We start from the raw sequence: 22,733 nt of genomic DNA, 5'->3' as shown, positions 1-22,733 counted from the left end.
TAAATTTGTTTTCTTGAAACGATACAACTGTAGCTCAGCTGGTTAGAGCACCACCTTGACATGGTGGGGGTCGGTGGTTCGAATCCACTCAGTTGTACCATTTCTTGTTTTAATTCAATTCCTTATCTAGTTTTAAATTACTTAATTCTGTGCCCAAACAAAATTCACAAACTTCTATCTTAAAAATTTAAACAGACACAACGTTTCAATAACTCAATAAGTAAATATGTGAATACGCTGGTAAAAATCATAGTTAACATTATTTGTGCCCAAACTTGTGCCCACGTGCCCAAGGCTGTTTTTGATGTAATTTATACTGACCCCTACCCTGTTAATTTTAAATCCTTCAAAGTGTACATCTTTTTAGCTCAGGCTGGTTTTACATCCCTTACATGTCTGAGTAAATAATTTTACTTATTAAGATTAACTCTGCTGAGCACATATACAACAACGCATAAATGGCAATAAAAACTTTTGTTAGGATTGTCTAAAGGTTTGGAAAACAATCCCAGCTTTCTTAATCGTTTAATGCAATGGAATATTTAACACAGTTAAATTTCAATTTGTCGTAATCTAGACACATATTGGGCTGCTTGTGAAAAAAATACGATTGACTAGGAATGGTGTATTAAGTCTTCATTATGATAATTCTAATGAACATAGGGCAGACGTAAGGCTGACTCAACAGTTTAGGAGATTCATTTGGCATGGCTTTCAGGATTGTGAAACCATAGATTTCTTCCATTGGTGACAATGAGTTTATCGGTAATGTATTTCTTGAATAAAAATACAATCGAACATTTTGAGGTGAGATTAATTTATTTCCATGATTTTATTAATTTACGATAAACGTATTTCCAGCACGCTGATCCAGTCAAAATCGATAAATATCTACTAAACTTAAACTCGGAATGATATGTATATCCAACTCACCTTTCTTAGAACAGGTTTTTCTTTCCAGTTCTATCTTTACAATGAAACACGTGTTCTTACGAACTTACGATTAAGTCTAAGGTTTTAGTTAGTTACCATAGGCGAACTCTTGACCACAGGACATTAACTACTTATATGTTGCAATAATAATGATCATAAAAATTTTGCATGTAACGATAAGTAAAAACAATTGACTGCCTATTTAGGCATATTAAACATACACTTAATCAACAAGATTACGTTATAGGTTTTACATGCTCAATGATGTCTTCAACTCTACAGTCAAAATAAATACACAAAGCATCAAGTGTGCGTGTTGTTGTTGAATAATTACTGTTAGAAGACATTTTAGAAATAGCAGCCTTGTTAACACCTGCAGCGCTGGCAACTTCATCCAGTGTGATTTTACGTTTTTCTATTGATGCTTTTGCCGCTATTAATTCTTTTAGGTTATATTTAATCATTTCATTATATCTAAATATTATAAAAAGTATCCTTGAAAGAAACTTTAAATAAGGTTAAATTAGTTTAAAGTTTCTTGTGAGGATACGCCAATGAGTTTACAGCCAAAAACACTGCTTACAGCTAAAGAGCTTTCACCACTCATAAAGTTCAATCCAGATTACATCAACAGTAAATTGAAGGACAAGGTTTTTTTTGAAGGAGTTCATTACATTAGGCCGTTTGGGTCACGAAAGATTTTTTATGTGTGGGAACAGATAGAAAAAGAGTTGTATCAACCTACCAGATACCAAAGCCAAAAGTTCATTATTCCTATGGCTAAGGGAGGAATTTGTCATGGCTAGTATCAGATCCCGTAATCAGAAGCTATTTTTTGATTTTTACTATCAAGGTATTCGATGTCGTGAACAGACGTTATTGAATGATACCAAGCTCAACCGTAGTCGGTTAGAAAGTGTGTTACGCAATATTGAAGCGCAAATCCGATTAGATCGATTTGTGTACTCAGACATCTTTCCTGATAGTAAACGTTGTGAGGATTTTAAAAAATATGATGAACAAATTAAGTTTGTCAAAGAAAGCGAACCAGAACTGACAGAGCAGTTACTGTTAAACATTCCTACTTTTAGTCAATTCGCTGACGAATGGCTAGTCGAAAATAAAGTTCAATGGAAGCTAAGTCACAGTAAAAATGTATCTATGATATTTGAGCGATATTTAATACCTGCATTTGGTGCATATACCATGGACCAAATTACCAGAGCTCAAATTATCAAGTACCGCGCGAGTATTATTGAACCGAAACGGAAAACAAAACATTCAAAAAAGCTTAGCAATGACTGGATAAATCATGTAATGACTCCATTACGTGGGATCCTGAATGAAGCAGCTTTGCGCTTTGACTTCCCTACTCCGTTTATCAATATCAAACCGTTAAAAATTAATAAAACAGCCATTGAACCGTTTTCACTGGCTGAAGTTCAGCTATTTTTGTCGAGAGTACGTGAAGATTTTAGCGATTATTATACTGTGAGATTTTTCACTGCTATGAGAACGGCTGAAATTGATGGGCTTAAATGGCAGTATGTAAATTTAGACCGAAACGAAATTTTGATCCAGGAAACACTGGTTGACGGAAATGTTGAGACGCCAAAAACAACAGCATCATATAGAAGCATCCAACTATCACAACCTGTAGTTACAGCATTAAAAAGACAGCGCAATGTGACTGGCAATAAAGATTATGTATTTTGCAATGCAAATGGTAATCCACTAGATCACCGCAATGTTACCAAGCGCATTTGGTACCCTTCGTTGGATGAAATGCGTTTGAAAAGAAGACGTCCATATCAGACAAGGCACACTTGTGCGACGTTATGGCTTGCCGCTGGAGAGAACCCCGAGTGGATTGCCAAACAGATGGGTCATAGCACGACCAAAATGTTGTTCGAAGTTTATAGTCGTTATGTCCCTAATGCGACTAGACAAGATGGAAGTGCCTTTGATCGACTTATTGAACAAGTAAATTTTCATACAGCATCGGAAAATATTTATGAATAAATCAATATTTTCTTGGGTAAAAAATATAAAGTGTGGCGCACACCGTCCGACAACAAGCTGTGAATTTATTTCATCCGGAAATGTAATAAGTGCAATTATCACTGTAGAAATTGCAAGAAACTGTCAGTTTTCACATGGTTTAGCAAAGAGAAGAATAACATATGACTATCATGGACATATTGTTATTTGTGCAATCAAACCAGTAAACATTCAATGCACTTAAGATCAAAACTCAAATATAGTGAATTTTTCTCATGATAAAAATGAAGAATTAGTTGGTCGTTTCTTGCCACTGCACAGTTATATGTTGGAAATTTTGAATGTTGACCTTGCGATTTTAACTAAAAGAGAGAAAAGTTAACGCCGTTTTATTACGTTAACTTTTCCAAAGGAGTGATAAATAATTTAACTAGATTGAAGTAACCCCTATTAAAGAGTACCAATTAACGAATTACGATTTAAATCTTGAATCGACTTCGCCCCCGTCAATGTCATGGCAACGCGCATTTCTTTTTCATAAAGGTCGAGTATATTTTCAACGCCACATTGCCCTTGTGCAGCTAATGCATAGATATATGAACGACCTAACATCGCACAATCCGCCCCTAGCGCTAACATTCTAACTACATCAAGTCCTGAACGAATACCTGAATCAACAAACAGCTTTATATCTCCTTTTACTGCATCTGCTATTTTAGGTAATGCTTTTGCTGAAGATAATACTCCATCTAATTGTCGGCCACCGTGGTTGGAAACAACAATACCGTCAGCACCAAATTTTACGGCGTCTTTAGCGTCTTCAACATCTAATATCCCTTTAATAACCATAGGGCCATCCCAAAAGTCTCGAATCCATTCTAAATCTTTCCATGAAATAGATGGGTCAAAGTTATCACCTAACCAACCAATATAATCTTCAAGGTTTGTTGGTTCACCACGATAAGCGGAGACATTACCTAAATCATGAGGCTTACCAAATAAACCAACATCAAATGCCCATTTAGGGTGGCGCATCGCTTGAAAAATTCGACGAGACGAGGCAAATGAACCACTCATACCTGAGTGCATATCACGGTACCTTGCTCCAGGAACAGGCATATCAACAGTAAAGATTAACGTTTTAACCCCAGCTGCTTTTGCACGTTCTAACACGTTTTTCATAAAGCCACGATCTTTAAGCACGTACAATTGAAACCACATTGGCCGCTCAATAGCAGGGGCCACTTCTTCTATAGGACATACCGAAACAGTCGACATGGTAAAAGGAATACCTTTGTTTTCAGCGGCTTTTGCGGCTTGAACTTCTCCACGTCTAGCATACATCCCTGTTAATCCTACAGGTGAAAGTGAAATAGGCAGGCTCAGCTTTTCACCGAAAATTTCAGTCGATAAGTCTAGGTCAGACATATCATTCAACACGCGCTGCTTTAAGGCTACACCTGCTAAATCATTAATATTATCTCGAAGCGTGTGCTCACCATAAGAGCCTCCATCGATGTAATGAAACAAAAATGGTGGCAATATTTTTTTAGCTGCAGCGCGGTAATCGTTTGGGGAAGAAATAATCATATTGTCACCAATCCTATTGCATATTTAAGCTTTGTAGCGCTCAACCGTTTGTTGTTGTTCACCTAAACCTGAGATACCTAAACGCATGACATCACCTTCTTTAAGGTATTTAGGTGGTGTGAAGCCTAAACCTACACCTGGAGGTGTTCCTGTGCTGATGATATCCCCTGGTTGTAAACTCATAAACTGGCTAATATACGACACTAAGAAAGGCACTTTGTACACCATAGTACGAGTATTACCATCTTGAACACGCTCACCGTTTAGCTCTAACCAAATATCTAATTCGTTAGAATCTTTTACTTCATCAGTGGTCACTAAATAAGGGCCGATTGGACCAAACGTGTCACAACCTTTGCCCTTACACCACTGGCCTTCTTTTTCTATTTGAAATTCACGCTCAGATAAATCATTAATTACACAGTAACCCGCAATATACTCAACAGCATCAGCTTCAGAAACGTACTTAGCTTCTTTACCTATTACTACACCTAGCTCAACTTCCCAGTCGGACTTTTCCGATTTAGGTGGAATAACTACTGCGTCATTTGGACCAATAATCGATGACGTTGCTTTCATAAACAACACAGGCTCAGAAGGGACTTCCATGCCAGACTCTGCCGCATGGTCTGCGTAATTTAAACCAACGCAAATAAACTTCCCTACTTTTGAAACAGCAGGACCAACTCGAATGCTTCTATCAATGGCAGGTAAAGTACTTAAGTCCAATTTAGCGATAGCTTTAACTGAATCATCAGCAAATAAGTTGCCGTCAATATCGCTAACATGTGCAGATAAATCACGAATAACACCATCATTATCTAAAATTGCAGGAACTTCTTGTCCTGGCTTTCCAACTCTCATTAACTTCATTTTTATTTCCTAATACTTAAATTAACTTTGAACTTGTTAACGCTTATTATTAAAGCGTAAAAATACTTTCCATTTGCAACCACTTCTCATCACCTTTTGCCCAAGGCAGTTGTTGCTGGAATTGCCACATAACCTGCTCCCACTCGACAACTTTAGGGTTGCTTAAATCTGCTGCTTGCTTTGCCTCAAATGAGAAATTGTTATTAACGTCCATGATCATAAACAAACGATTACCGACTAAATAAATGTCGAGGGCTTCAATACCAGCGCCTTTTATACTCTGGATTATCTCTGGCCATACACCACCAGGTAAATGATACCGTTTATATTCTTCAATAAGTTTTGGATTATTTTTAAGGTCTAAAGCAAAACAATGTCTTGTTGTCATAGTACTAGCCTATTGAGGTAAGTGTTTCTGTGAACGCCTTCCATAAATGGCAATCACTACAAAACAAATTAACGGTAAAACAAACGAAGCTTTAGTCGCAGAAAAACCATCAAAAACCATTTTCATATCAATAATTGATGCTTGTGCCATGGGTAAAAACGTTCCACCTACAATCGCCATAATAAGTCCTGCTGCGCCTAATTTTGCATCATCACCTGTACCCGATAATGCAATACCATAAATTGTTGGAAACATTAACGACATGCAAGCCGAGATACCCACTAACGCATAAATACCAGCAACGCCTGATAAAAAGATAGTGGCTAAGGTAAAAACCATACCGCCAGCAGCTAATCGCATAAGCAATTTGCTCGGATTAATGTATTTCAATAAAAAAGTACAAACAAAACGGCTTAAACAAAAAATTACCATGGCATAAATATTTAACATTTGAGATTTAGCTTCTGACGCTTGCTCAGTCATACCTTGTTGAACAAAAACTTCTGTGCCGTAATGAATAATAAAGGTCCAACACATGATTTGTGCGCCAACATAAAACATTTGCGCAATAACACCTTCACGGTAATTTTGGTTAGCCGATAAACGTTTGAATGTGCCTGTAATGTCTAAATCTTGAGACTTCTCTTCTGTTGTTGGCATATTTTTGAAGGCAACAATAAGTAACATGATAAAAACAACAGCACCGATAACTAAATATGGGTCACGAATAACCTCTAAGTCATTAGCAGTAATTACAGATAACTGTTCCAGTGCTGATAACGAGCCATCTGCCGCTAAGTTACGGCGTTCTTCACCTGTAGCTGGGTTAAGCTTTTGAATAATAAACTGTGTGGCGACAAACATGCCTAAAAGCGAACCAACAGGGTTAAATGCTTGTGCAAGATTTAAACGTCGAGTGGCTGTTTCCGCGGGGCCCATAGAAAGTATATAAGGATTAGCACTGGTTTCTAAAAATGATAATCCACAAGTCATCACAAAGAAAGCAAGTAAAAATGGCGTGAATGATTGAGCGTCTGCAGCAGGAACAAACAGGAAAGACCCTAAAGCGTAAAATGCTAAGCCGAACATTAACCCTGCTTTATAAGTGTATTTTTTTATAAATATTGCCGCAGGAATAGCCATAGCACCGTAACCACCGTAGAAAGCGACTTGTACCCAAGTCCCCTCTGCGGCTGTCATTTGTAATACTTTAGAAAAGGCTTTAACTAATGGATTAGTTATGTCGTTGGCAAAACCCCAAAGCGGAAAGCACAATGTAATTAAGATAAAAGATACAAGATATGCTCTTGGTACTATTTCAGGTGATGTGTTCGATATTTTTGATTCATTCATCATTCTTTCACCTTCATGTGGATTGATTGTTTGTTCTGCCATAATAAGTCTTCTATATTGTTGTTATTTTAAACTTAGTATTTTTATATATTTAATTGTTTAAGGTTACAAAACCACCATCAATTGGAAAGTTACTACCCGTTATAAAAGCCGCTTCATCGGAGCATAAATAAGAGATCAACGCAGCAATTTCATCAACCTTCCCCATACGCCCTATAGGTTGTGATTTAGAAAGTTTATCGAACATTTCATCTCGATTTTCGGGGTAGTTCTTATCTAAGAAGTTATCAACAAATGGCGTATGAACACGGCCTGGTGCTATACAGTTACAACGAATGCCATGTTCAATATAATCTCTAGCTACTGAGTAAGTCATAGTTAACACGGCACCTTTACTCATTGAGTAAGCAAATCGGTCTTCAATACCAACACTTGAAGCAATTGAAGCAAGGTTTAAAATAACACCAGATTTGTTCGCCTTCATTTTAGCCACAACCGCATGCATTAAGTTATAACAACCTTTGACATTAACGTTGTAAACACGATCTAAGTCTTCTTCAGTTGTACCTTCAATATTGCCAACATGGGCAATACCTGCATTGTTAATTAGAATATCGATTTCACGGTCTTTTGAAATAGTGTCAACAATGTCATTAACTTGTTGCTGCTTGGCTACATTACATTCAAAAACTTCAGCTTGACCACCAGCAGCTTCAATCGTTGATTTTGTCTGGTTGGCACTATTGATATCCATGTCTAAAATAATGACATAAGCACCTTCTGCAGCAAATTTAACCGCTGTATTTTGGCCAATACCGCTACCGCCTCCAGTCACTAAAGCGACTTTATGTTCAAATCTGTTGTTCATAAAAAACTCCTCTTAAATTCGATAAAAGCTTTGAGCATTTTCAGCCCAAATACTTTGTTGTTGTTCTACAGGAAGTTTACTTAAGAAGTTTTCCAAGCATTTAATCCAGCTTGGGTAATCTGCAGCTAAATTAATCACCGGCCAGTCACTGCCCCACATTAATCGTTGACTACCAAATACAGAATAAAGATGTTCCATATATGGCGTTAATGCGGCCATTGAAGTATTAATACTGGCTTCAGTAATCAAGCCTGATAACTTACAGTAAGCTGAAGTTTCCTTAGCAACAAGTTCAATTTGTTCAAACCATTGGTGACATTGATTGCTTGCAATATCAGGCTTAGCGCCATGATTGATAACCACTTTTAATGTCGGGTAACGCTTAAGTAATTGCAATAAAGCATCAATATGTTCAAGTTTGACTAACGCATCAAAAGTTAAATCATTAGCAATTAAATAGTCAAAAACTGGTGCAAGCTCTGACTTAAGCATCCAATTAACATCAACGATATCCTGAATCATTGGACGAACCCCCTTAAAATAAGGGTTTTGATTTAAGCGAGTTAACTGCTCTATAGCCGTTGAGCTTTCCATATCAATCCAACCAACAACACCAGCAATAAAGTCATGCTGTTCTGCCAACGCTAAAATAAAGTCAGTTTCAGCAACGGTATCAGCTGCTTGCACTAAAATCGTTTGAGAGATGCTTTCTTGCGTTAAGTACTGCTGAATACTTTGTGGTAGATGATCTTTATAGAGGCCAGTTAACTCAGGGGTTAACCAAGCATAATCACCTCTATCGACTTGCCAAAAATGTTGGTGGCTATCTATGCGTTTCATGTTAATCACTTAGCTTTATTTATATTTAACTAGATTGTCTTAGGTAATCTAGCGTCATTTATTTTGCATTAGATTTAGGAAGCGGTGCATCTTGTCTTAACAAGCCAATTTCTATTAAACGCAACCAAAAATCGGTAGGAATATCGTGGTGGAATAACTCCACAGTTTTTTTAACTCGTCGTTCACTGCCTAAACCAGGGATAACCGTTGCAACCGTTGAATGTCCTAGAGGAAACTGCAAAGCAGCTGCTGCCAATGGAACTTGAAATTGTTCACAGACATCTTCAATTTCTCTTACTTTTTTAATGATGTCAGCTTGTGCTGGTTGATAGTTATAGTGAGGTTCGCCCTCTCCTTTCACACCCGTTGCTAAGATGCCGGAGTTATAAGGGCCACCTAGAATAATAGAAGCGCCATGATTTTCGCACTTAGGTAAGAAGGTATCTAACGCATCTTGCTCTAACAATGAATAGCGTCCAGCTAATAAAAAGCAATCAAACTGACCGATGTCCATTACTCGTTCACAAATTTCAGTTTCATTAACCCCTAAACCAACCGCTTTAATCAGACCTTGAGTTCGAAGCTCATCAACTGCCTTATATCCACTTTCAGACAACTGGTTATAATAAAATTCATCTTTATCACCATGCGTATCTGCACCGATATCATGAACTAGCAAAATATCAATCTCTGCTATGCCGAGTCTCTGAATGCTATCTTCAAATGAGCGCATTATGCCGTCATAGGTATAATCATAATGTGCATCAAATGGCATTGGTGTATCAAAACCGTATCTCAATTCTTTAGTATTAGCTTTACGGTCTGGTGTTAGAATTCGGCCGACTTTTGTGGAAATAACATATTCTGAGGGAGCTAACTCTCTCAGTACATCGCCAACTCGTCGTTCGCTTAAGCCTAAACCATACCTTGGAGCTGTATCAAACAAGTTAATACCTGAATGAATCGCTGAACTTAATGTTAATGTAGCTTCTTCATTAGATATGGCTTTATATAAGTTACCTAAAGATGCCGCACCAAAGCCTAACTCAGTTACCTGGATATTAGTTTTACCTATTTGTCGCTTTCTAAACATAATCAATAAACTCAATTATCTAACGGTTGGTAAACAAGAAGGCCCAATACGTTCAAACTTCTTGTAAGTTAGTACAAATTCTTGATGTCCTAATTCTTCTGATTTAGAAGCTTGCCCTTGGGCTACCTTTTTAACCAGCTCGTAGATTTCATCACCTACTTGAGCGACACTAGCTTCACCTTTTATAACCTTTCCGGCGTTAACATCCATATCATCAGATAAATTTTCATAAGTTTCCGGATTTGCACAAACTTTAATCACTGGAGAAATAGCAGAGCCGACGACTGAACCACGCCCTGTCGTAAATAGAATAAGGTGCGAACCTGACGCGATCATCTCAACTATCTCTGCGCTATCTACGATGTTTGGGAAACCAAACAGAGGGTCACCATCAGGCACTACATCCATTAAATACAAACCACCTTGGCTAGGTATATCTCCTGGCTTTATTAGGCCATGGATTTTCGAACTGCCGGATTTTGCATAGGCCCCCATAGACTTTTCTTCTTGTGTAGATAAGCCTCCTTCAGCGTTACCTGGAGCAAAACTTCCGTAACCCATTGTGGTATAATATTGTTCAGCCTTTTCAACGGACTTCATGATTTCAACGCCAAGCTCTGGTGTTATAGCCCGTTCAGCCATGATCTGCTCACAGCCAATCAATTCCCCTGTTTCTTCAAAAATACAAATTGCACCATCATCAATGAGTCTATCAAAGCAATGGCCTACGGCAGGGTTAGCGCCAATTCCGCTCGTTCCATCAGATCCGCCGCAAATAGTCCCGACAACAAGTTCGCTCATATCCATTGGCACTGACTGAATTTTTTCTGCAACCAAAAGCATTTCACGAACACTAGCAATACCTGCTTCAATGGTTTTCTTTGTCCCGCCTGATTTCTGGATTACTAACGTACTTACAGGTCTATCACTAGCTTCAATAGTCTTAGATAAGTGTTCTCGGTTAAACCCTTCACAGCCTAAGGAAACTATTACCACACCGGCAACATTCGGGTGCGTACAAAGACCTTCCATGATCTTTAGTGAATATTCATTTGGATAACATCCAGGAAAACCAATTAACTGAACATCATCATAATTGGAGTTATTCACAATTGCTCTGGCGACATGGTGGGCACATTCAACTAGATAAGTAACAAGTACAACATTGCGAATCCCTTTACGTCCATCAGCCCTTAAAAAGCCTTTCATTTTTCTTCCCCTGCTCTTTTTTGACGGGTATGACTAGCAATATAATCACTTTTCATATTATGCATATGGGTGTGCTCTCCAAAAGCAATATCTTGTGTGGCAGAGCCAATTGAAACGCCATATTTAATAATTTTCTCACCTTGAGCGATTTGCTTACGTGCAATTTTATGCCCTACGGTGATATCTGAAGTCATAACAGTATCAGCGCCTTCTAATGCGATTGACTCTCCTACACGCAACTCCTTGCAACATACAAAAACATTATCTGCCTCGTTCAAGAGAACAAAGTGTTTGTTTATCATTTCACTATCCTACAATTAATCTTTAATAAGCGACTACATTACTCACGGTGAAAATGCACGCTCACAGATACTGACAAGACAACATTGTCACCGTTGCTAAGACTAATTTCATTTAACCACTAATAAATCATACCGTCAATAATTTTATGTATTTTTATATTTAAACACACAGGCGGTCAATTCGGGTTCAATGATGTAAATTAGAGAGTACAACGTTATTAAGCAGGTTCAAATAGTAAACTAATGTCTTGTGGCAAGCGACTGCTTGATGTGTACATTTAAACACAAAAATGCACAGTGTATCAGTTGGAATGGTTGCGCTTTTAAAATGAGTGTTTCAGCTTTTAGTTAAGCTGACTATAAAAGCACGAACTTAGTATTCTGCGGGTTGGTTACCGTTATAGCCTTTGCACAGCGATATATCTAAATTCAACTTTCATGGCAGAGCCATTGTGGAGCTGAAAGCCGATAAGGCCTTCACGTGATGCTTGAGGGTCGTGGTCGACATAATTCATAACTTTTATACCGTTGATCCAATATTCCAACCGGTTCGCTAGTGCACGAATCGTCATGCGGTTCCATTGGTCCGTTTTAAATACTTTGTTAATGAGCGACTGATCCGCAAGAATACGTAGGGAGCGACGAGCATACCAATCGGCTAACGCACCGCGATCATTGCGCTTATTATTTATTCCGTTATCTTGATAGAATGCTGCGTCAAACTCATATCCTGATGGGGCCATGTAAGACTTAGTGCCTCTGGCATTTGTGAACAAAAACGTTTTAACGCGATAATATATACCTGTATTACGCCGCTCGTCGCCACTTAGTTTTAATTCACAAGTAAACTCAAAGTCTTTGAATGACTGTTTTGTGTACAACCATTGCGAGGCATCAAGCTTTTCGCCCTTTGTATCACCAATGATGATGCCATTTTTAATCGACCAAAGGTTTGAAGGAACTTGCCAATTGTCTAAAGTATTGTCTTGGCTTAGTGAAATAACATTATCACCTTCAATCAACGGTTCTATCGCTTCATTTAATTGCTGCGCAGATACAAACGCACACCAAAAACAATAGAGTAAAATCGTGCCTATATATTTTACCGGATTACCCACGTTTATCTCACTGATTTGGTGAGCGCAGATACTTTTACTCATTTGTTTGCCAGTCATTTATTTTTAAATAGTAACCCGCTTCATGACTGCCATGGTTGGCGAGAAACAAATACTCAGGTTCACCATCTTTCCACAAAATATGCGGACGTTCACTGCGCGATAGCTCCACCCCAAAGTAATCAGCATCTGTTTTATAGCTCAGTTCTGGTTGTTGCCAGTTAATACCATCTTTCGATTTAAACAACAGACCTGGTCGGTAACCTCCATTTTTAACTTTAGAAAAATCACCTGCCAGAGCGCCCGCGACATTCATTCGGTCTTCAACTATCATGTAGTAATTGTCGTTATAGAAGAAAGCATATGGATCTTCGATATCACGCTTAATATCTTTAAAACTGATTATTGGATTTTTGGGGTGTTCGACATAAGGACCCTCAACATTATCGGCAATGGCGACGGATATTTCTCTAAACTTTGAACCTTTGAACATCGACTTGTAATAGATTCGATATTTACCTTCTCTATCAACAACAAATGTTGGATTTGAAGCGTGAGCCGCATTGTGTGTATTTTCGGTTGGGCGAATAATTGGATTGTTAGGGTTTTCGGTCCATGGGCCATTTAGCGATTTTGCTGTCGCCATTCCAATGGCTTGCTTACTTCCCTTAGTGACTGACTTGCATAAAAACACCAGTACGTATGTATCGCCAACTTTTGATATTTGCGGATTGTGATAAGTTCGTTTATCACTTGCAAAAAGTGTTTTTACTAACTCGTAAGGGCCTTCTACTGAATCTGCAACATAATGATTAATTTCACTTTTGAACTTCCAGAAACCCATGCCACTTTCACCTTTATAAGGTATCGCTGAGTTAAAAACATGCAATTTTCCTTGTCCATCATAAATAGGCGCCATGCCCCAATTCCACCAGCCTTTCTTAGCAGGTAAGATAAACTTTCCAGGAGTTAATGAATCCGTAAAGTTCGATGCGCGAGTTTTATACGTTGGAGCTGAATCAACTTGCTTTTTCGCAACACTTATGAACTGAGACTTATGCCTAGCTGCGTAACCTATCGTTATTGCCAAAACACAGGCAAGACAGACCAATATGCGTGTCAATTTATTCATCACCTAGCTCCAACTATTCCATTGGTTGATAATCAATTTCTAAAAAGTGTTCCACTTCAACCAACTAACGTTTTTCAACAAATTCAACGTGTGCTTGATGATTATTGTAAAATTCATAATCCTGTTGATTTGCAAAGTCCATCGATAATCCAAAATCAAAGTATTTTTACGACTCACTTGTTTCAACACTTTAAAGTTTTTGACTGATTTTATAGCTGATTACGCTTGGGCTGCTTTATAAGAAGCGAATGGTTTGAGCACGGCTGATATTCGATGCCCAAAGGCCAAACATCATCTTTGGTAACATGATAATAAACCCCTGTATCATATTGATATTGTTTAAAATTATTCGCTTTTATTGCAGTGAGATGATACTGCGCTAACTCTGAACAAATGTAACAAACACACGGAGGACGCATTGGTGCTTAATCACTATTTGTTGTAAGTGCATGTTTTATGAAACTTGCAACTTGATCACCTTGGGCTTCTTTGCCTGTTTTATTGTAGTGAACATCTCCTGGTTTAATCCACCATGCAGTTTGTACCGGTTTAGTCAAACGATATAAGTCATTTATGATTATCGAAGGGTATTGCTTGATAACGCTCAACGCCGCTTGATTATATTTTTGAGCATCGCCTGCATTACGTCCGTCTGCATTTTCTGGAACCGGTGTTGTGGTTGCAAATATTAACTTTGCGTTAGGTGCCAACTCTTTTAAATAAGCAACGATCGCATGTAAATTTTGTTTATAGCGGGTTAACGAGGAAACTTGTTTGCCATTTTTTTTATCAAGTTTCCCATTTAAAACATACTTCAAATCATGCAAACCCACATTAAAATGAATAACATCCCATTGGAAATCCCACGGTTGAGAGAGTGTTTCACTTTGCATTAGTTTGTGCATTGTTGTCATTTTTTTGATGAACGACGCTGATTCACCGCCATTTCGGTACAATCGATAAACATTCGCTTGGTTTTGTAATTGCTCTCGAACACGTTGTGTATAACCAATTGAGATTGAATCACCATAAATCAAAACATTCGACAAATACGGATTATTGGTCAAATATGAAAATTCTGGACGCTCAGATTGCTTTGCACCTGCAAGTTTGTTCCAAGCATCTTTTGATTCTGTGGCCGATGTTCCCATTGAAGTAACAATGATTGAGGCAATAAATAAACTAGAAAAACAAGCTTTAAATATTTGCATTTTATTGTTCCATGTAATGTGAGCTAATGGTCAAATTGCCACTTTTAGCATTAATAAACCAAGCGGTTGTACCTTTTGTTAGGCGCGACTTTATCAGCCATTGCCCGTCTTTTTTAATAATTTTTGCTGGACTCTGTTGCCATTTTTTACTGCCAGATACACCGTTATCAGTTGATGAAACGAGCATGGCACTATCCAAATTTTTGCTACTTGTAAAAGTAACGGATACATCTTGTCCGATTACAGTTACTGCAGTTTGGCTCGCCCATGGTTTATTCTGTGTCACAATACTCTCAGCAAAAGCGTAACTGTCTTCTGGCTTCATTGCCGCTTTTTGGCTATGCCCCATTTTTGGAATAAGGCTCACCATATGCTTACCTGTTACTTTATGATAACTAACGGCCTGCTTGTCTAACGGGAAGTGTTGCTCTCCCGGCCAAGATAACCATAATGTTGGTAACTCAGCACGATGCAAGCGTAGTTTTGGATCCCAAACATTTTTGTAAAGTTCGTTGTTTCCTAATGCTTTACCGTATTTGTTGTCTGCCTTAGATAAATCACCACAGCCATAAACAGGTATAGCAAATGCAAAACGCTGATCAATTCCAATCACTGTACTGGTGATCACCCCACCCCAAGAAACCCCCATCAATCCAATATTATTGGTATCTATTTGTGGTAAAGAACGTAATAGTGAGTGTGCCAATACCGTATCTGCGACAGCGTGATACATCCATTGATCTTCTAACGACTTTTTGTTTGTGTCGTTATAAATTCCTGGACGTCTTGGCCCTGGCCAATCATGAGCTTGCCAACGCCAACGACCTGTTTTTTCTTTTTGCGTTAACAAGTCATCAGTCTGCCCTTCTGTGGCGATACTGATCGCAGCAAAACCACGAGCATTCCATTTCTCCACCCACTCTTTCCATGCTGTCCCACCACCGCCATGAACCAATACCATCGCTGGTACTTTGTTGCTGGCAGACGCACCTTTTGGTAAACCAAGCCACGCATAAACTTTGGTTGGTTTACCTTGGTAAAGTAGTGCATCGTAAAAAATTGGTTTGAGTTCGCCAGCTTGAATGTAAACGGCTTGTCCAGATTTTAATGTTGCAATGGGTGCTTCCGTAAGCGTTTGTAACGCTAATACTTTATCTAATGCTTCTTGGTAAGACGCATGAACCGTATTAACCATTAAAAAGGTCAGCGCGATAATTAAATATTTGTTAAATAATCTAACATGCAATTTCATGGAGTTATGCCCTGCTATCTATTGGCAATAATTGGCGACGCTTCGGTTGGCGCATCCAATATGACTTCAAACCCAGCCACATGTTCACCCGGAAGTGTTCTTGGTAGCTTAATAATTAAACCTTGTTCATTACGCTGCCACTTGATTTTTTCATCGCTGCCTAACATAGACACCGACTCAATATTTTGAGTTAAGACGCCACTAGTAGCTAACGTTGTAATCACAATATCTTGCGTTGGCTTGCTTAATACAAATGCATAAAGGTTTCCATTTTTAGTGGTAAAACGGACGTCTTGTTGAGAATAAGGGAATTTGTTTTCACCTTGACGGCCTGTTTTAATTTTAAGAGGACCTTCACCCGGCGTTATCCAAGGACGAGAACCGTATAAACCTTTTTCATTTGTTCTGAAAACCTCGCCTATTGCGTCTAAGTATTCCTGTTGTTTTTCAGGTACTGTACCATCGCCTCGCAAAGCAATGTTAAGCATGACAACACCATTTTTACTGACCGCATCAACGGCATTGCCAACCATGACAGGAACTTTCATTTTATTAACAGCTGTTGCTCGGTAGAACCAACCGCCTGATAAGTCTGTTGCCCACATCCAAGGCTCAGGCTGTATCACACCAGAGGCACCTCGCTCTAAATTATAAGTAAATGCAGTTCGATCTGCTTCTTTATCTTTAAAAGACAATACAACTGACTGTTTACCGTTATTTTCGGCTAAGTCTTTATTGATGTAGTCAGTAAATAATTTAATACCTAAGCCTCTTCCTTGCTCAATTGTTGGATAAGGTGAATCAATATTAAACATGTCAGGATCGTACTTGCTGATCAGATCCCAACTTCGGGCGTACCAATGTTCATTCCAACTATCTTGTTTCGCGTAGTTCTTAGGATCGTAGTCCATATTAAATAGCGACCATTCTGCCGTTCCCAGTTTTTGGTATTTTCGAGCATGCTGAAAAAATCTAGGGGACCAATATAAATGTGTTGAAACACCAAACTTTAGACCATGTTCTTGAGCTGCTTGTTTCCACTCTTTTAACGTATCTCTCTTTGGCCCTTTGTTGACTGAGTTCCAAGGGTGAATAGAATCGTACATGTCGAAATTGTCGTGATGTGTAGCGACAGGCATAATGAATCGCGCGCCATTATGTTTTACCATTTTAACCAGTGCGTCCGGATCCCATTTCTCAGCTTTGAATAATGGGATCATATCTTCATATCCCCACTGTGATGGATGACCGTAATTATCAATATGCCACTGCGCAAAAAATTCCCACGGATGCGGTTCACCATCTTTGGTTTTCTTGCCCACGATTGGCGTATACATTCTAAAGCCGTACCATGAACCATCATTAGGACGATTTTCATCGGTTGCTGAAGGAATGCCCCAATGAAACCAAACACCTAATTTCCCATCAACAAGCCATTCTGGCACATCATAATGTTTTGATAATGACTGCCAATTGGCATCGATTTTTTTATTATTTTTTACTTCAATTGATTCTTCGGTTTGAGTCGAGCAAGCGATCAAACCTGTAAGAACAGCCGCTATCATAATTGCTTTTATTTTCATAATTATTAGCCAAAACTTATGTTTAAAAGGCGCTTCGCTATAGTGCTTACAGCGAAGCGTTTCAGAAGAATAAGCCGATTATTTTTCTACCGGTGTTAAGTGGATTGCACGAAGATTAATGCCACCACCAACGACTTTACCTTTTGGTGTAACAGAAATCTCTTGTTTGCCAGCGGTTAAGTCCACAACGCCTACAGCATCTGTACGATATCGATACAAAGTTCGGCCTTTAGGTTGACGTTTTGAATCTTTACGCTCGCCAGTATCCAATGCTTGTAACATCAAGAATTGATCGCCAAAGTTTATAAACCATTCGCTGAAATCAACTATATCGTCTGCAGAATATTCAACTTCTAAGTAATAACGACCAGCCTCAGCAACCTCTACTTGCCAAGTGCCCTTGCCTCCATCTTTCCAGTTCAATAGGTTGTTAGCATAATTCCAGTCACCAAATTTTTGCATCCAGCGGATTTCAACATTTTTACAACCTTTACACTCTGCAAAGGCTGAGTTAAGAGTCGTTTTGATACTTGGATCGATTCCTGGCGTGTCGTCAACTTTTGGTGTTCCCGCTACTTCCAGTTCGATTACTGGAATATGAGCGCTTGGTACTTGAAGCGGAACATTAACCGTTAACCAACCATTGTCTTGTTTAGATATAGACACTTTTTTCGAGCCGTCACCTAACACTGTGCTCGACAAAATTCGATTTTTAAGACCCGACAAATGAATCTTGCCGTCTTGAGGCCAATCAAAAATGTGTAAATAGATTTTGCTACCTTGAACGGTAATGTCACCCCAGCTTTGAGCGCGTCCCCACGGTGAAGCCTGTGCGCCATAAATAGTGTGACCATATTCTTTAAGCCATTCGCCCGCACTTAATAGCCCTTTTTGCGCTAACTCAGGAACACCTCCTTTGGCATCGGGACCAATATTGATCATATAGTTACCACCACGACCTACTGTAGAAATTAGACGACGTAAAATTTCAGTGCCTGATTTCCAGTTTTTGTCATACCAGGCATATCCCCAGCTATTATTTGTTGTATCTATCGTTTCCCATAAGCCTGGATGATTTACCTGCGATAAACTGTGATCACCTAGCGTAGAAAAATCACCCACACCATTTCCGATACGGCTGTTGATTAATGATTTCGGTTGTAGTTTACGAACCAAATGTACCAGTTTTAGCGATTGTTCTTTGGTCATACCGCCCGGTGTGTCAAACCATACCGTGCGAATTGGGCCGTATTCTGTTAGTAGTTCAGTTACTTGCGGAACAACCTTTTCATCGAAGTATTTATCAAAGTCACCTTTTTGCTCAGATGAAGTCCACGCAACGCCAGCACCACCTTGTTCATACCAATCTTGCATTTGCGAATAATAAAAACCTAAGCCAATGCCTGCTTCTTCACAGGCCTGAGCTAACTCTTTTAATGGATCACGAGGAAATGACGTTGCATCTTCAATATCATAATCACTGGCTTTAGAATGATACATAGCAAAGCCTTCATGATGTTTAGCCGTGATAACTATATTTTTCATACCGGCATCAACAGCCAATTGCACGATCGCTTTAGCATCAAATTTATCAGGATGAAAATCTGTCGCTAATTCCTTATATTGATCGACTGGGATGTCGGCAACGCGGTTAGACATTAACCATTCAGAAATTCCGTAATAAGTTTTTCCTTGCCATTCTCCCCCTGGGATTGAATAGAGTCCCCAGTGAATGAACATTGAATATTTGTCTTGGATGAATTGTTTTTGACTCTCTTTGTCAACGTTTTGTGAGGTTTTCATACTTGAATCGCCCCATAACTCATCCATAGACAGTGATTTTTCTTGCGCGTATGTTGACGCACTGCTGCCTAATAACATCACAGCAACTACGCTTGATATCAGGTTCTTATTAAAGATTTTCATAACAGTTCCCAAAATTTTATGTTGTATCAATGTGTTATTTAAGTTATTCGAATAACACTAAACTCTTTTTATACTTTAACGCTGAACTCGACTTTTAGAGGTTGCGTTTATTGATGGTTGCTCAGGTAGCGTTGCCTTCCACGCCAGCGCTAATGCCGATAAACGATCAACACGCTCTGGATATCGCTGTGCTAGATTCATGGTTTCAGCGCGATCACGCATCACGTTATATAATTCAACGTCACCACTTTCTTGATGTAAGAATAATTTCCATGCCCCGTCACGCACAGCTAGCATTGGCTGCATGTTTTCATCATTACCGTATCGCCATTCCCAAAACATCGGTTGCTTGCGTTCGCTACTGCCACCTTTTAATAGGCTTAATATGCTCTGACCATCTGACTGATAATTGTCTGGCAATAACGCACCACCGACTTCTGCAAATGTCGGTAACAAATCTACAGCCGTGACAATTGATTCAGTATCAGCACGACCTGCTGGCACTTGCGCTGGCCATCTCACAATAAAAGGTACGCGTAATCCGCCTTCATAGGTATCACGCTTTCCACCACGTAATCCGCCTGATGATCCTGTACTGTAGTATTTCCCGTATGGGTATTTACCTTGCATTATGTTCAGTTTTCCGTCGTTATGACGCTTTTTATCACCGGTATGCTCTGGCCCATTGTCACTGGAAAATACGATTAAGGTATTGCCAGTTAGATTCAACTCATCCAGCGCTTTCAGTACTTTTCCTATGCGTTGATCAGCTCCATCAACAACCGCTGCGTAGACACGATCTTGTTCACTCAAATGTTGGTATTTCGCCAGAGACTCTTCACTTGGATCGTGAGGTAAGTGGGTTTCATGAATCCATAAATTGATAAAAAATGGTTTCTCTTTGTTACGTTGAATGAACTCAATTGCATCATCGTATAATTGAGCGAACGTTGTTTGTGGGCCTTTGCCATTAAATACTTTCGCCTCGTCATAACCATAGTCCGTTGGAATTGGCGCTCCACCATTGTTACCTAAGTGCCACTTCCCAAAGTGCGCAGTAACATATCCTGCAGAGTTCATCACTTTTGGCATATTTGTAATCGTAGGATCCAACCAGTCAGCCATCGAAAAATTCAAATGATGATCAATTCCTGAAAAATGACGATGCACGTTGTTTCTTGCTGGGTATTGCCCAGTCATTACTGCTGCACGACTTGGTGAACAGACCGGATTTGACACCGAGAATTGATAGAACTCTGACCCCTCTTCTGCTAAACGGTCAATGTTGGGTGTTCTGATATCTGGATGACCATGTTTACTTATATCGCCCCAGCCAAAATCATCAGCAAAGATAAATATAATATTAGGTTTACTATTATAAGCCTTGTCAACAGTATTAGCTGACGTCCCCGAACATCCCACTAATAACAGCGCTCCTGCCAACAATACATTTGATATTTTAAAGCTCATCGTACTACTCTTTATCATTATTTTTATGTTAGGCGTAAACCGTTGGTTATCTGTTTGTCCAACTTGGCTTCCAGTTTGGTATGCCTTTCTCTTTCATTTGTTGATTATATTTAAGCGTTAATGGTTGTTCTTCTGGCGAAACCATAGGTAACCCATCATTCACTAAGTAAGGCTCTGTTGAATGCCACCATTTGTCATACTCTGCGGTTAGCGCCTTTACGACTTCAGGATATTTGTCCGATAGATTAGTCGTTTCACCAGGATCAAGATGAATGTCTGATAAATAAGTGATCACTTTGTCTTTGTTTAAACCAAACACTAAACGCCACTGTTCGGTTCGAATCGCTGCACTTGCGTATTGACTTTCTTCGCGTGTTCTTTTGCTTTTTCTGCCATCGTTCCAGCGCCCTTTGTGAATAAATAGTTTTCTATCAGGCCAGTCAGCTTTAGGTTCATTTAATAAAGGCACTAATGAACGACCTTTAGGAGGTAATTTGCTTGCTGGAATTTTTGCGCCAGCTAAGTCAGAAAAAGTACGGTATAGATCTAAATGAGCCGAAAGACCATCAACGTCTGCACTTTCTAACTTGCCTTGCCAATACCAATAAGAAGGCACATTTGTTCCTCCTTCCCACGGCGTGTTTTTACGTCCTTTTAGACCAGCATTGTATGGATAGAACTTTTTGCCATTTTGTTTTATCGGTGCCATGCTCATGCCGTTATCTGTCATAAAGATAACTAAGGTATTTTCTAACGCATTCCACTGTTTTAATGTCTTCATCATGTTGCCGAAGTTATCGTCAACATTTTCCACCATGCCATAACGAGCGGCAGAACTTTTATCGATACCGAGATCTAAAAAACGTTTTTTATACTTATCAGGTGCATACATAGGACCATGCGGGGCATTTAGTGATATATAAGCAAAGAATGGTTTTTTTGTCTCATGCTGGTCTTTTATCCAACCAAGCGCTGCGTCAAAAAACACATCGGTACAAAACCCTTCCGTTTGCACAATAGTGTCGTTATGAAGTAGAACATTATCGAAATATGGATTTTTAGTATTTGCTTTAAAATCACCTAAACTATATTGTCCAATGCCACCAGCCCCATGCATTAGCACCTCATCAAAGCCTCGACTTTGCGGCAGGTACTCTTCCTCATCACCTAAGTGCCATTTTCCAAACAACCCGGTTGTATAACCTGCTTTTTGTAATGCTTGCGGCATAGTTACAACGTCTAACGCCATTCGCTCTCTTTGCAGAATCGTGTGTGTTACACCAACTTCAAAAGGGGGACGACCACTCATCATTGCCGCACGAGTAGGCGCGCAAGTTGGACTTACTTGAAAGTCCGTAAATCGTGTAGACTGTGTGGCAAACTGATCGATATTCGGCGTTTTTAGTATCGGATTGCCCGTGCCTGAAAAATCTCCTAACCCTTGATCGTCTGTAAGTACAAAAATAATATTTGGACGACTATTAGTCAGCGAATTGCTCTGCTCTGCTAACGTTTGTAAGCTCATAAATAATGAAGTTATCAATAACAACGCGACCAGAACAGAATGTTTGCTTAAAAGCATTTTTCTTAAAAC

The 22,733-nt window shown here is 39.1% G+C and carries 21 protein-coding genes, 1 tRNA gene and 1 pseudogene; 4 read left to right on the top strand and 19 right to left on the bottom strand.

Annotation, left to right across the window (positions count from 1 at the left end):
- Positions 1 to 23: 23 nt before the first annotated feature.
- Positions 24 to 100, top strand: a tRNA-Val gene (locus LMH66_RS04205).
- Positions 101 to 1,169: 1,069 nt separating this feature from the next.
- Here LMH66_RS04205 and LMH66_RS04200 read toward each other — a convergent pair.
- On the bottom strand, positions 1,170 to 1,397 hold the full coding sequence (locus LMH66_RS04200) for a helix-turn-helix domain-containing protein (RefSeq protein WP_229368670.1): 228 nt from the start codon (positions 1,395 to 1,397) through the stop codon (positions 1,170 to 1,172).
- A 90-nt stretch (positions 1,398 to 1,487) separates the two neighbouring features.
- Between LMH66_RS04200 and LMH66_RS04195 the strand changes: the two genes are divergently transcribed.
- From LMH66_RS04195 to LMH66_RS04185, 3 genes are read left to right on the top strand one after another with little or no spacing between them, the layout of a single operon-like run.
- Positions 1,488 to 1,739: a hypothetical protein gene (locus LMH66_RS04195; protein WP_229368669.1), complete on the top strand. Its 252-nt coding sequence runs from the start codon at positions 1,488 to 1,490 to the stop codon at positions 1,737 to 1,739.
- Entirely contained in the window at positions 1,732 to 2,955 is a 1,224-nt protein-coding gene (locus tag LMH66_RS04190; RefSeq protein WP_229368668.1) for an Arm DNA-binding domain-containing protein, read from the top strand. The genes LMH66_RS04195 and LMH66_RS04190 overlap by 8 nt, the downstream gene beginning before the upstream one ends.
- The gene (locus LMH66_RS04185) at positions 2,948 to 3,178 is read left to right on the top strand and encodes a hypothetical protein (RefSeq protein ID WP_229368667.1); all 231 of its coding nucleotides are present in this window, start codon (positions 2,948 to 2,950) and stop codon (positions 3,176 to 3,178) included. The genes LMH66_RS04190 and LMH66_RS04185 overlap by 8 nt, the downstream gene beginning before the upstream one ends.
- Positions 3,179 to 3,384: 206 nt before the next feature.
- Here the strand turns inward: LMH66_RS04185 and lldD are convergent, their stop codons facing one another.
- The 18 genes and pseudogenes from lldD to LMH66_RS04100 form a co-directional block, all read right to left on the bottom strand.
- Positions 3,385 to 4,524, bottom strand: a complete 1,140-nt coding sequence (lldD, locus tag LMH66_RS04180) for an FMN-dependent L-lactate dehydrogenase LldD (protein WP_229368666.1) — start codon at positions 4,522 to 4,524, stop codon at positions 3,385 to 3,387.
- 24 nt (positions 4,525 to 4,548) lie between these two features.
- The gene (locus tag LMH66_RS04175) at positions 4,549 to 5,397 is read right to left on the bottom strand and encodes a fumarylacetoacetate hydrolase family protein (protein ID WP_229368665.1); all 849 of its coding nucleotides are present in this window, start codon (positions 5,395 to 5,397) and stop codon (positions 4,549 to 4,551) included.
- A 49-nt stretch (positions 5,398 to 5,446) separates the two neighbouring features.
- The gene (locus LMH66_RS04170) at positions 5,447 to 5,785 is read right to left on the bottom strand and encodes an L-rhamnose mutarotase (protein ID WP_229368664.1); all 339 of its coding nucleotides are present in this window, start codon (positions 5,783 to 5,785) and stop codon (positions 5,447 to 5,449) included.
- 9 nt (positions 5,786 to 5,794) lie between these two features.
- Complete coding sequence (gene fucP, locus LMH66_RS04165) at positions 5,795 to 7,180, bottom strand: L-fucose:H+ symporter permease (RefSeq protein WP_229368663.1); 1,386 nt, start codon at positions 7,178 to 7,180, stop codon at positions 5,795 to 5,797.
- Between the two features lie 49 nt (positions 7,181 to 7,229).
- Positions 7,230 to 8,006 (bottom strand): SDR family NAD(P)-dependent oxidoreductase, encoded by a 777-nt coding sequence (locus LMH66_RS04160; protein WP_229368662.1) that lies wholly within the window; start codon positions 8,004 to 8,006, stop codon positions 7,230 to 7,232.
- A gap of 12 nt (positions 8,007 to 8,018) precedes the next feature.
- Positions 8,019 to 8,846, bottom strand: a complete 828-nt coding sequence (locus tag LMH66_RS04155; RefSeq protein WP_229368661.1) for an amidohydrolase family protein — start codon at positions 8,844 to 8,846, stop codon at positions 8,019 to 8,021.
- A 58-nt stretch (positions 8,847 to 8,904) separates the two neighbouring features.
- Positions 8,905 to 9,939 carry an aldo/keto reductase gene (locus LMH66_RS04150; protein ID WP_229368660.1) on the bottom strand — a complete coding sequence of 345 codons (1,035 nt, stop codon included), beginning with the start codon at positions 9,937 to 9,939 and terminating at the stop codon, positions 8,905 to 8,907.
- A gap of 15 nt (positions 9,940 to 9,954) precedes the next feature.
- The gene (locus LMH66_RS04145; protein WP_229368659.1) at positions 9,955 to 11,148 is read right to left on the bottom strand and encodes a UxaA family hydrolase; all 1,194 of its coding nucleotides are present in this window, start codon (positions 11,146 to 11,148) and stop codon (positions 9,955 to 9,957) included.
- Complete coding sequence (locus tag LMH66_RS04140) at positions 11,145 to 11,450, bottom strand: UxaA family hydrolase (RefSeq protein WP_229368658.1); 306 nt, start codon at positions 11,448 to 11,450, stop codon at positions 11,145 to 11,147. Before LMH66_RS04140 ends, LMH66_RS04145 begins: the two co-directional genes overlap by 4 nt.
- Positions 11,451 to 11,848: 398 nt before the next feature.
- Positions 11,849 to 12,610, bottom strand: a complete 762-nt coding sequence (locus tag LMH66_RS04135; protein ID WP_229368657.1) for a 3-keto-disaccharide hydrolase — start codon at positions 12,608 to 12,610, stop codon at positions 11,849 to 11,851.
- Positions 12,603 to 13,697 (bottom strand): glycoside hydrolase family protein, encoded by a 1,095-nt coding sequence (locus LMH66_RS04130; protein ID WP_229368656.1) that lies wholly within the window; start codon positions 13,695 to 13,697, stop codon positions 12,603 to 12,605. Before LMH66_RS04130 ends, LMH66_RS04135 begins: the two co-directional genes overlap by 8 nt.
- Before the next feature lie 64 nt (positions 13,698 to 13,761).
- Positions 13,762 to 13,845, bottom strand: a pseudogene (locus LMH66_RS20545) (hypothetical protein); the annotation flags it as partial.
- Positions 13,846 to 14,122: 277 nt separating this feature from the next.
- A complete protein-coding gene (locus LMH66_RS04125) occupies positions 14,123 to 14,908 on the bottom strand; it encodes an SGNH/GDSL hydrolase family protein (protein ID WP_229368655.1) in 786 nt (261 codons plus the stop codon).
- 1 nt (position 14,909) lies between these two features.
- Entirely contained in the window at positions 14,910 to 16,160 is a 1,251-nt protein-coding gene (locus LMH66_RS04120) for an alpha/beta hydrolase family protein (RefSeq protein WP_229368654.1), read from the bottom strand.
- Positions 16,161 to 16,174: 14 nt separating this feature from the next.
- Positions 16,175 to 17,743, bottom strand: a complete 1,569-nt coding sequence (locus LMH66_RS04115) for an alpha-L-fucosidase (RefSeq protein WP_229368653.1) — start codon at positions 17,741 to 17,743, stop codon at positions 16,175 to 16,177.
- Positions 17,744 to 17,821: 78 nt separating this feature from the next.
- Entirely contained in the window at positions 17,822 to 19,669 is a 1,848-nt protein-coding gene (locus LMH66_RS04110) for an alpha-L-fucosidase (RefSeq protein WP_229368652.1), read from the bottom strand.
- A gap of 75 nt (positions 19,670 to 19,744) precedes the next feature.
- Positions 19,745 to 21,139: a sulfatase-like hydrolase/transferase gene (locus LMH66_RS04105; protein ID WP_229368651.1), complete on the bottom strand. Its 1,395-nt coding sequence runs from the start codon at positions 21,137 to 21,139 to the stop codon at positions 19,745 to 19,747.
- Positions 21,140 to 21,185: 46 nt separating this feature from the next.
- The gene (locus LMH66_RS04100) at positions 21,186 to 22,664 is read right to left on the bottom strand and encodes an arylsulfatase (protein WP_229368650.1); all 1,479 of its coding nucleotides are present in this window, start codon (positions 22,662 to 22,664) and stop codon (positions 21,186 to 21,188) included.
- Positions 22,665 to 22,733 lie beyond the last annotated feature (69 nt).

Origin of the sequence: Shewanella sp. 10N.7, from assembly GCF_020806285.1 — a bacterium.
GTDB classification, from domain to species: domain Bacteria; phylum Pseudomonadota; class Gammaproteobacteria; order Enterobacterales; family Shewanellaceae; genus Shewanella; species Shewanella electrodiphila.
Note: the sequence above shows the minus strand (reverse complement) of the source record. Positions and strands in the feature narration are given on the sequence as shown.